Here is an 11710-nt window from a genome sequence, read left to right on the forward strand (position 1 = left end):
AATAAAAAATAAGCACGGTCATTCGACTGTGCTTATTTATTTGCATACGAATAACTCTGTACTAATTAATGTGTCATTTTGTGTGCGATTTAACTTGTAATTTCTCCAACTTTTTTTAGTTTTGTACTTCAGAACAGAACCCATTAGCCGCCGCAGCCCTTTTGTTAAACTCTAGCACCCGTTAGGTTAAGTACATTTGTTCACGAACTTTTTTATCTAACCCTTGAACTTGGGGTTAGACTTTTATTAGTTTTCTAACTAAAAATTTTATAGTTAGAATAGAGACATAGGAGGTTATGGTTACTATTAATATTGAAAAAACATAATTAATATCCAGTAAATCGGTTGCGTTTTCTTGGGGACTTAGTAACCCCACTGTGAGAGGAAAGTCTTCCTCCATAGGCGTTAACGATGTGTGCTGTTCAATTATAGGTAGTGGAAAACCAAGTCTTAAATGGGATAAATCATTAGAATTTGACACAATCACAGAATCAAAAAAAGGGGAAATTGAAACTGCAAGCCATCCAAAAATTAAAGTAATAAAAAAAAGGCGACGATTCTTATTGAAGAATCGCACTCATTGGCTTAATAAAAATCGTACTGTTACTTAGAGGGTCTTGCCCGTATTAAATAGATGATATCTGACCAATAACGTTCGATATGATCGACCTGAAGATTCGATTTTTCAATTATCTTATCGATATTTCTGTTACAATGACACCCAGATATTTTAGCATATAGTGGGTCAATCATTTTTTGAGTAAAGGATAGTAATGGATTAGAGCTCAGACCATGTTCCATTAACAATATGATCCCATCCTTACGGCACCAACTATTAAATTTACTTAATGTTACAATTGGGTCAGGATAACTGCAAAGTGAAAGGGTTGATACGATGCAATCAAAAGAGTTGTGTTCTAATATCAACTCATCAATATCTTCCTGTATAAATTCTGCTTTTACTTGAAAAATTGATGCTGCTCTTTTGGCACTCTTAATCATCTCTGAGCTAAAATCAACTCCTGTTACCTCAACATTATTCCTATCATAGTAAGGAAAGTTCGCTCCAGCTCCAACTCCGACCTCTAAGACTTTTCCGTATGCGTTTTTTATTATTTTATTTCTCAATCCAGCAAGCTTTTGATTATGACGATTATTTTCATACATTTTTACCTGTTTATCATATTTTTTAATTAGATTTTCTTTTTTCATTTACTCACTTCCTGAAAGATTGATTAGACTTGGAATAAGTATTTTCTTCATTTTGGGCTTTACCATGGACATTAGATAATTTCATTATTATTCATAAGGTAATGGAATTGTTATTCAACCAAACCTGCTTCTTTAATTAATAAAAAAATGGATAGTAGCAGCAATCCCTGTTCCAAACTCTAGCACCTGTTAATTAGAATTATTGAAAGAATACACTTTTAATTTATTCCAAGTTGATTTCCAATTCTTTTTTGTTATGCGGTCTTCGTAAATTTCTATTCGTTCTTTAGTCTCTGTAAAAAAAGGAGTGGGCTTCACCACTAGATTGACAACATCACTAATTCCACAAGGGGCTGTTAATATCACCTTGTTGTTTTCATTCAATTTTACCCCTAAAGCTGTCGCTGTTTCAGTAAACTTTGAAATAGCATCAACAGAAGAAGAATAAGGAGGCATATTGTTTTTAATGTGCATTCTTGCTTCATTCTTTACAGACCAAGGAATGTTAGGCATTAGGGTTTTAAGGATTTCCTCAAATTTCTTTTCCTCTACTTCATCAATATTTGTAGAGTCAAAATAAATTACATCAATATCTGGGATTAGGGTTCTTTCGTTGAAATTATGTAATGTATCCCATATTTTTGAACGAACAAATCCAGCACATATCCACCAATCAGGCAAATTTAGTAATTTTGCTAATTTTAAAATGTCCATCATCCATTTATCTTCTCTAATAAGCGAAATAATTTTCTCCTCATTAAAAATCATAGTAAATATTACTCCTTAAAAAATGTATTACATTATTATTCTTTAACCTTAATTACTTGTCCATTTTCAGGTAACCAGTCCCGTTAGCCATCCATGAAGTATAGGTTCACCACAGTAAATGCAAAAAAAAATTACGTTCTTACATGGTAGGCAAACATGCCGTGTTACGACACAAGCAAATGCAGGAGACCTTAATTTTCATGATAATTGAAGAACTATCCAATACTTTTTCTTACAACATACGTTATAGCATTTGTTTTTAATAATACAGGTTTTTCACTTCGAGTAATGTTGTATTCTAATAGGTTTACATCTGTTTTTAATACTTCCCAGCCTGTATATATACTACTTAACTTATTTATCATCACTTCTGTTGAAAGATTTACTTCCATTAGTGCATCTAGCTTTTCATTTGTTTCTAAATCTATTTCTTGAACTTCAGAATTTACTATAAGGCAATTTACACTGTTGTTTTTAGTCCCTTCTGCCATTTGTCGAACGACTTCTTCAAAAACTTCTTCTGATTTAACGTGTTCTAAAGCGGATACTGCAATAATATAATCAAACTCATTAGGCTTTATTTTATAGTTACCTATATCAGCTTTTTCCGTTCGAATTACTTTTTCAACTTTATAATGTTTACTATATTCTTTTAATTTGTTTAATGCCGAATCTAGTAAATCTACACAAACAACTTTGCCATTCCTATTTTTTATTGCTTCAGCTATCGGAATACTATTTCTACCAACCCCACAACCCAAATCAATGACATTTAAACTTTCTTTATTATCGAATAAAGGCAATAGATCCATTACAGTTTTAACTGGTTTATACAACCAAGAACCTTCTTCAAATAATTTATAGTTCTCATAGCAAAAATCGTGATACTTCTTCTCTTCATTTCGAATAAATTCTATTCTATTCAATGTATTTCCCCCATAAAATTGGTTTTCTCCCTTTTCATTACTATATTTGAAGACGATATTCCTTCTTTAATTAATCTGCCCGTGTGTTCAATAAATAGGTTCGCTTGTTATAAAAAAATTGAACTATCTACATATTCCTACTCATTTCCCTTTTTCCAACACTACTCAAACATTTGATTAAAGTTGCCTTAAACCTGCTTCCATAAACACTTTTTACACCTAAACGCTAAAAAAGAATGTCGATAGATGCCAAATTATTTAAAAAAGGAACTTTTAGTAGGGACTGAACGAGATTGATCCTGTTACAGAGGCTAGTACTTTATTACTAGATTTTAAACAGCGGGTAATAGATTCCAGCTAATTATGAAAATGGTAGTATGTCCAACATCATCTATTTTCTACTAATAATGACAAAAATGGGACAGAAAATGACACAGAGCGTCGAATATTAATAGAGGGGAGATATTGTGATAGCTGGCATCTAGTATATTGGTGCAAACGCTTACTTTTAACTGTGGAGAGGGATAAATGGTTACTTTGACTGAAGAACTAATTGTAAATGGTGAATTAATACTAAGCAGGAAAGAAACTTATGGAAAAAAGAAGCAAGTAAAAAGTGTACCCGTTTTTACTTCAAGGATGGAAAGACGTGAATATTATCAAAGCATCCAGTTTGATATTCGAAATGTTTTAGATATCAAAGGATTCTTAAAAGATATTCGTGCAAATTGGAACACATATGTTTCACAGGTTAGCCAATGGATTCAAAATTCTGTAGTAAAAAAACTTGTAGTGACTGGCATTTTTACAGTTGTTCTTGGTATATATACGCTCACTGCGAATGCAGGATTTATACAAGAATACACTTATCAGGTAAAAAGCGGTGAAAATATTGAAACAATCGCTGCGAAACATGGTGTCACAGCGCAGGAAATATTAGATGCCAATGGGCTGTCTTCCATTGACGGTAAAAAAATTCTATTACCAAAGGTAGAAGACAGAACTGTTACCGCCACAACACTAAATGTTCGCTCTCAGCCAAACACGAAAAGTAGTATTATTGGAACATATAAAAAAGGTGATGTTGTGAAGGTTGCATTCGTAGAAAACGGATGGGCTGCCATTTTGATTAAAGGACGAGTTTGTTTTGTGAGTGCTGCCTATCTTTCACAAACACCAGCAGGTTCATCAACAGTCGAATCTCAAGCAAAAACAATGTATGTAACTGCATCGTCGTTAAGAGTTAGAGCAGCTGCTTTTACGGACAGTGCTGTACTGGGTTCGTTAAAATTAAATGATCGTGTGTCTGTTATATCAACCTCTAAAGGTTGGGCTCAGATTAAGTTCAGCGGCAAAACAGCGTTTGTTAGTGCAGCATATTTAACTAATAACGTGCCAACAAATACAACAAATGAGTCAAATAAAAACAATAACACAACAAATGAGTCTGATAAAAACAACAGCACAACAATAAGTTCATCTGAATATGTGATTAAGAGCGGTGATACTTTTACAAAAATAAGTAAAGCATTAGGGGTCTCTGCCTCATCCATTCAAGCACTAAATCCAACAGTAAACCCATCAAAGTTGAAAATTGGACAAACAATCAAAGTCCCTGTCACAACTACCTCTACTACTACTCAAATAAGAGTAACAGCTCAAATAGGAGGAGTAGACGCTGATGGAACTTTCCGTTTTATCACGTCTGATGGCAGCACTTATTGTGCAAAAGCAAAAGGCAACCTGAAAAATGAATTATTTAACCACCAAGGGAAAGAAGTAACCCTAACACTTGAAGGAAAAAGAGGTCAACAAATGACATTAATTTCTCTTCAATAAATCGTACCTGTGAAATTAAAAGCCTCGATGTGAGGCTTTTTTTATTCTGTGCAAGATGGTAGAGAGGAATATTTTTAAAGCCTCTAATATTCATATCGGTATAAGAATGATTTTGTTTAGGACATAAAAGAAAAAAGTGAATTCTTTTATCAGGAAAAAGCCACTTAATATTTGTGACAGCATAAGGGGCCAAAGTAATCTAATTTAATAACAGACGAACCTCTTAATAATAAAAAGAGGTCGGATTCCATTGAACCGACCTCTTATTGCATTAACGTTATCTGACAACTCACTTCATCTAATTAAATTCTAAATGGGGCTCAAGCTCAGCTTCGAAGATTCGCGGCCAAGGTAACTTAACATGGACGCTTTCTAATGAAGAGATAGTTTTATAGAAATCCTTAGTACCTCTTGAGCCAATGTACACTTTTTTACTATCAAAGTATTGATACCAGTACTCTGTCTCTTTTGTGAGTTTTTCTTTTACAAAATTGTTTACTATGTCATACTTATCTCCGAGGGACCATTCACTTGCTCCAATTTGTTGTATATAGGTTCTTGCTGCTGGATGGACAACATTTTTGTATCCTTGATCTTTGGCAAAGCGATGGAGCAAAAATTCGTAATGGGCTTTTGCTGTTTGTTCATATAGAGGGACTCCAAATCCAGATGTTTGATTTAAAAAAGCAAACCGTGCCGCTGCATGGCCGACAGTAATTCCCAGTGCATTACCAGCCGTGTTCCAGCCACTATAGGAAAGGATTTTTGTAAGATCTACTGACTCAGCAAGCTTCATGACAAATGGTTCATCTGCTTTATTTACCACTAGAACATCGCCAATCGACACCTGTTTACCCTTTGCCATTAATTCTTTCGTTCGATTAACCAGCCATCCTATATCCTTTGATCTTGTCGAACTACTAGAAGAAGGTGTATTTAGCAGGAGATGAATATCAGCTTGATCTTCGTTATCTACAATTGTACCGCCTGCTGAAGCGATATGTTTTTGCACATTGTAGTCAAATGTCGTATCTTCAAAAGGCGCAATCCAGTCTTCTCCGTGAATTCCTCCATATTCAATGAAGAACTTTGGCGAAGTATGAAAGTAATGGTTCACGAAACGAGATACATACACGACACCTACTTCATCTGCACCTGGGAAAACAGAAACTTGATCCTGAACATGAAGTTCATTGACTTTTGCTAATAACTGCTCTCTCTCTGCACGGTGTAATCCATATGGAGCAGCATCATCCTGAGCTAATATTAAATTGTCAATATAACCTTGATGAACCCAATCAATCATAATTTTATTAACGGTGTGATTTCTGGCTCTCGCTTTCTTGTAATCTTCTAACACAGATGCAGGAATTAATGACTCCAGCTCGTCTAATCTTTCTTTACCTGCCATTCCTAAATTAACTACCTTATCGTACAAAATCGCCCATTCACTAATAAGTGAATAATATTTGGCATATTCATCACTAATTGCTGTAACAGCCAGCCTTTGTATTGTATCGAAAACATACACAGGCTTCTCCGGATATAATTCCTTCAACTTTTTTATAACCTGGATATCCTTAAGGGAATCTTCTAATGATTTAACACCTGTTCGGGAAGCCACCAGACCTCCATAGGCAAGCATACTCGTAGAAATAACAAAACCATCCGCCTGATCTGCGTTCTCTAAGACCCATTTACTGATTTCCTCCCCATTACCCGGTTCCGTGAAATAGCCAATCATCTCTTTTGGCGGTACAATTACATCTACACCTGCTGAATGTCCAACCTGTTGGGGAAAGTAAGTATTTGCTGGGCGATCATCTAATGGAACCAATAAAACAGTAGCCAACTCATTCTTTTCCTTAGCTTCAATCATACCAACAGAGCTAAACAGTAAAAAGACGGCAAGAATTAGTGAAAATAATGTTCTCAAGCGTTTCACGATTTTCCTCCTTTACATTATCGGACTAGTGACACTTCTAAAGAACTACCCCATTATCTGTTAAATACTTTCTTAACTTGGTAATACTTACGTCTTTTGGTGCAACATGATCAGTAAGGGAAAGGGCTGCGGCTGTTCCGGCAGCTTGACCTGTGGCCATAGCGCTAGGAGTGAGTCTAGTGGTTGCTAAAGCCTCGTGTGTGGTTGAAATGCACCTCCCCGCTACTAATAAATTATCAATTTTCTTTGGCACGAGGCATCGGTACGGTATGCCATAGCTGCCATCCCCTTCGATATCTTTTGCTTGAACGCCTTTACCACTTGGATCATGTATGTCAATTGGGTAGCCGCTAAGTGCAATGGTATCTTCGAATTTCCTTCCTTCCACAACATCCGCAATCGCAAGGACATATTGTCCATCAATCCGGCGTGTTTCTCGAATACCGATTTGAGTTCCAACAGCCGAGATGGATGCTTTTTCAAAGCCTGGAATTTTCTGTTGCAAGAACTCTGCCATCATCAGTACCTGTTTTCTTCCTTCTCTTTCCCCAGCTGATAAATCAAATACATCCGTTCCATCTAAACCTTGAACGCGAGTACAATTAACAAGAACCTCGTCATCCTCAGGACCTGCAAAAAAAAGAACTTGATCCCGATTAATAGGTACACCTGATTCATTCCATTCCTTATAAAAGCCCTGAACACCTGTTAATGGTATTTCATCTAATAGTTCAATCGGGGTTTTCTTGTAAAAATTAGTAGGGTTATTCTTCATCGATCCCTTTACCTTTTCAAGGTTTACCCCCCTCATTCGAAACTTCATCGTCATTGGCTGTGTTTTGTGATCTTGGTCTCTTCCTTTTAAACAAGGAGCACCAGAAAGGTAAGCGACGTCCGCATCTCCTGTCGTATCAATAAATCTTTTGGCAAAAACACGGATTGGACCGGACTTTGTGGTCAGATTAAGTGCGGTAATACGATTTCCTTCCGTCTCCACTTGATCTACAAAACTATGAACAAGTACTTCAACGCCCGCTTCTTCAAGCATATCTAATGCCAACAGTTTATATTTTTCTGGATGATAAGGAGTCACCGAGTAGGTGAATCCCACCGTATCACGTAAATGGCCAGGTGATCCGTCCATTTTCATTAATCTCTCTACTATTTCTTGAGCAATTCCTTTTATGACTTGTTTTCCAGAATTAGTGTGAAATGTCATCCATGGATATACAAGTGCAATAGTTGACATCCCTCCTAGAAAACCATACCGTTCGATTAGCAATGTTTTTGATCCAGCCCTGCCTGAGGCAATAGCAGCATTGATGCCAGCAGGACCCCCGCCTGCCACCACCACATCAAAAGAGAGTTCAGACTTCAAACTAGACACATCCTTTTTCAAAATCGATTATTTCCCACCAGTCATCGTGGCTCCCTCGATAAATTGTTTTTGCGCAAAGAAGAATATGATTAACAACGGAACGGTTGCCATGACAGACGCACTCATCAATAACTCCCATTTTGTCCCTACTTCATCAGTAAATAGCGCCAAAGCTAATGGCAAGGTCATTAGCTCTTTTGAATTAATGTAAATAAGAGGCTCATAGAATTCATTCCAGCTTGTTAAAAAGGTGAATATTGTCAGAGTTGCAATAGCTGGTTTTGCAAGCGGCAGCATAATACTCCAATAAATACGAAAATAGGAACATCCATCTAACTTAGCAGCCTCTTCCAATTCTTTAGGTACTAATAAGAAGAATTGTCGCATAACGAAAACCCCAAACACTCCCGCCGGCCCTAAAATAGGAATAGCGATTAAAGGAACATGGGTATTAATCAATCCTAAATCTCTCATAAATAGAAAAAGAGGAATCGTGACGACTTCTACAGGAATCATCATGGTGCTTAATAAACATAAGAACAGCAACGAACTTCCTTTAAACTTCAATTTTGCAAAGGCATAGCCGGCTAGTGATCCTAAGAAAATCGTACCGATCGTGACTAAAACGGCAATGTAAAAACTATTAAAATAGAATAGATGAAATGGAGTAGATTTAAGTACCTCAAGAAAGTTTTCCCACCTAAAAGGATCTGGGATTAACTGAAAGGTAAATATTTTTGTTGAATCTTTAAAGGATGTATTAATCATCCATAAAAATGGCACAATCATGATTAACGAAATGATCGTTAATATTCCATAAAAAGATATTTTCGTAAAAATACCATTTCTCATCTTATTGTTCATGGAAAACCCACCTTTTTCTTACACCCCATTGGATAAGTGTAAAGAATAAGATAATGCTAAATAAAACTATGGCAATGGCTGAGGCATAGCCAAAATCAAATAGTTTGAACGCATTTTCCCAAATATAGTAAACTAATACCTTAGTATGATTTCCAGGCCCTCCGCCTGTCATCACATAAATCTGCCCAAAAACCTTCATCGATCCAATGACCGTTAAGATTAAAGTTAAAAAAACAGTCGGTGTGATCATCGGAAGGGTAACATGCCAAAATTGTTTAAGTTTATTTGCACCGTCTAAATAGGAGGCTTCATAAAGATTTTTATCAACCTGCTGCAACGCTGCTAAGAATAAAACCATGTTCAATCCAACATTCTTCAAAGCACTAACCACAATAACAGCACCCATGGCTAGATCCGGATCATACAGCCACGCAGGACCGTCAATACCAAAAGCGCCAAGAATTTGGTTGATAAAACCTTCCTCGGTACCAAACATGTATTTCCAAATAATTGACCATACCACAATGGATGTCATAACAGGAATGAAAATAGCTGTCCGAAAAAAGCCGATACCAGGTAAATTACGCTGCAGCAGCAGTGCCAGTAATAAAGCAATCACAATATTAATCGGAACCAGGCCACCGGAAAATAGAAGTGTATTTTTCATGACTTCCCAAAAGTCGGGATCATGGACTAACCGTTGATAATTTTCGCTGCCAATAAAATTAGGATCCCCAAGCAGTTTCCAATCGGTTAAACTCATATAAACAGAATAGAAAAAGGGAATGAACATGACTACGAAAAAGCCAAGTACCATCGGGCTTACAAATATATAGCCATAAAACGCTTCACTTCCAAAAAATTTCTTACGACTTTTTTTTATAGGCAGTTCTTTCGTTATGTTTGCATTTACTTTTACTTCCAACTCCCCTACCTCCTTTACAATGAATCGATAGCCTCTCTAAAAGCTGATATGGCTTCTTTGATGCTTTCTTCCGTATGTCCAACCACTATTGCCCCTAGCATAATGGCTTTTATTCCAGTCCTATAGAGTAATGGAACATCAAAAGTCTCGATTTTCCTTTGAGAAGGAACGAGGACGGGGACATCCACATTCTGAACAAGAGCATGATAGGCCAGGATATCTTTAAAGGTTAAAGGACTTCCATATTCTTCTCCTGGGACTATGGAAGCTTCGAGGGCAGATACTCCAAGATGCTTGACACTCCCCAATTGGCTAAATTGATATTCATTTGAAATAGCAAACGTTTTTTCAATAGGATCAAGCTGTACCATCCAGCTCGGCTTATGGTGAGCATAAACAGAATAGAAATTAAAACCTATATCAATGATCTGATCCATTTCACTCCGCTTTATATTTTCATAGGAGCCACCAGGGACAATTCCAAGCGGCCCGGAAAATTCTTCTCTAATACTGCGAAAAGCTTCCTCATAGACTTGAACAGGACCAAAGTGGTTGCCTGATGCTCTATGTTCTACATTTACATGCAGTTTAATCGCATCAACACCGGATTGAATGGCTGCCTTTGCGAGATCCCATCTATTTTCTGGCAAACTAACGATTAAGGTTAGCTTGTTTTTTTCTAATAATTGCTTTAACGAAGAACTCAACATATTACACCCCCAGTAAAAGGGATGCGGTTAAACCTTAAAAGGGTTAACCGCACCTGTCATGATTACTTTAATAATGGATTAATCTTTTCTTCCATGCCTTTTAATATTTCTTCAGGCTTTTTCAATTGTCCAAACAACTCATCAAAGCCAAATTGAATAGCATTATCAATTTTTTGCCACTCTACATGCCCAGCTTGCAGTCTAGCATTGTCCATTTCATCGATAACTGCTTTTTGAATACTTTCCACTGGTGGGTTATTAGGCTGATTTACAAATTCATCTGAACTAATGACCGATTCACGAGGCGGTACAAAGTACGTAGATGTAGCTTTAATTCCCTCTTTGCTGGTAAAGAATTTGAGCAGTTCTTTTGCTTCTTCCGGATGCTTAGAACCTTTAAATAGGCCATATCCCGCTTGCCCTAACATCGGGAATCTTCCTTCAGCCCCCTCTGGAAGCGGAGCGATATCCCAAGCAAAATCTTTCACATCACGCGCACGAGAAACATAACTATAGACATCAAAGAACATACCAATTTTTCCAGATTCAAAGCTTACTTGCTCACCTGCTTTTGGATGTGATGCATCTTTAAACATCATGCGGTCAAGCATTTTAAGTGTCTCTACGCCTTCATTACTGTTCCATGTAAACTTTGTTTGGTCCTTATTAAATAAGTCTCCGCCATAACTCCAAGTGTGCGATAATAAAGCAATCCACGTATTCCAGTCACGGAAGAAGTTTGCCCCATAAACACCGTTTGATGAAATAGCTTTTGAAGATTTCTCGAATTGCTCCCAAGTCCATGTTCCAGCTTGTACATGTTCATTCGGAGTTTTTTCGCCGGCCTTTACGAATAAATCTTTGTTATAAAATAAAACCATTGGAGGGGTTGAAAATGGAATACCATATAATTTTTTGTCTTTCTCGAACAAATCCAGTGTAGATGGGAAGAAATCATCAATATCATATGCTTTATCCTTTTTAAACGATGAAACATCATCTAAAATTCCATTTTCCATGAATTGCGGAACCATACGCTCTGCTACCCAACCCACATCAGGTAATTCCCTGCCTGCAGCTAATACAGTAATTTTTTGCTGATAATCAGGGAAAGGCACACTTTCCATTTTTACTTTGATATTT

General features: G+C 36.7%; 10 protein-coding genes. 1 reads left to right on the plus strand and 9 read right to left on the minus strand.

Annotated features, from left to right (window positions below):
* Positions 1–603: 603 nt before the first annotated feature.
* The 3 genes from V7150_RS21025 to V7150_RS21035 form a co-directional block, all read right to left on the minus strand.
* Complete coding sequence (locus V7150_RS21025; RefSeq protein WP_335522167.1) at positions 604–1212, minus strand: class I SAM-dependent methyltransferase; 609 nt, start codon at positions 1210–1212, stop codon at positions 604–606.
* Positions 1213–1401: 189 nt separating this feature from the next.
* On the minus strand, positions 1402–1980 hold the full coding sequence (locus tag V7150_RS21030) for a nucleotidyltransferase family protein (protein WP_335522168.1): 579 nt from the start codon (positions 1978–1980) through the stop codon (positions 1402–1404).
* Between the two features lie 215 nt (positions 1981–2195).
* Positions 2196–2906 (minus strand): class I SAM-dependent methyltransferase, encoded by a 711-nt coding sequence (locus V7150_RS21035; protein WP_335522171.1) that lies wholly within the window; start codon positions 2904–2906, stop codon positions 2196–2198.
* Positions 2907–3434: 528 nt separating this feature from the next.
* Between V7150_RS21035 and V7150_RS21040 the strand changes: the two genes are divergently transcribed.
* Positions 3435–4745, plus strand: a complete 1311-nt coding sequence (locus V7150_RS21040; RefSeq protein ID WP_335522173.1) for an SH3 domain-containing protein — start codon at positions 3435–3437, stop codon at positions 4743–4745.
* 298 nt (positions 4746–5043) lie between these two features.
* On the opposite strand, the gene V7150_RS21045 is transcribed toward V7150_RS21040, so the two are convergent.
* The 6 genes from V7150_RS21045 to V7150_RS21070 all read right to left on the minus strand — a co-directional run.
* The gene (locus V7150_RS21045; protein WP_335522175.1) at positions 5044–6690 is read right to left on the minus strand and encodes a DUF4127 family protein; all 1647 of its coding nucleotides are present in this window, start codon (positions 6688–6690) and stop codon (positions 5044–5046) included.
* Between the two features lie 37 nt (positions 6691–6727).
* Positions 6728–8077 (minus strand): FAD-dependent oxidoreductase, encoded by a 1350-nt coding sequence (locus V7150_RS21050; RefSeq protein ID WP_420490316.1) that lies wholly within the window; start codon positions 8075–8077, stop codon positions 6728–6730.
* An 18-nt stretch (positions 8078–8095) separates the two neighbouring features.
* A complete protein-coding gene (locus V7150_RS21055) occupies positions 8096–8932 on the minus strand; it encodes a carbohydrate ABC transporter permease (RefSeq protein ID WP_335522179.1) in 837 nt (278 codons plus the stop codon).
* The gene (locus tag V7150_RS21060) at positions 8922–9857 is read right to left on the minus strand and encodes a carbohydrate ABC transporter permease (RefSeq protein ID WP_335522181.1); all 936 of its coding nucleotides are present in this window, start codon (positions 9855–9857) and stop codon (positions 8922–8924) included. The genes V7150_RS21055 and V7150_RS21060 overlap by 11 nt, the downstream gene beginning before the upstream one ends.
* Positions 9858–9871: 14 nt before the next feature.
* Positions 9872–10564 carry a hypothetical protein gene (locus V7150_RS21065; protein WP_335522183.1) on the minus strand — a complete coding sequence of 231 codons (693 nt, stop codon included), beginning with the start codon at positions 10562–10564 and terminating at the stop codon, positions 9872–9874.
* Positions 10565–10629: 65 nt separating this feature from the next.
* Positions 10630–11710, minus strand: a 1081-nt coding sequence (locus tag V7150_RS21070; RefSeq protein WP_335522184.1) for an ABC transporter substrate-binding protein, incomplete at its 5' end; no start/stop codon positions are given.

The sequence above is a fragment of the Neobacillus drentensis genome (assembly GCF_036965245.1).
GTDB lineage: Bacteria > Bacillota > Bacilli > Bacillales > Cytobacillaceae > Neobacillus > Neobacillus drentensis_G.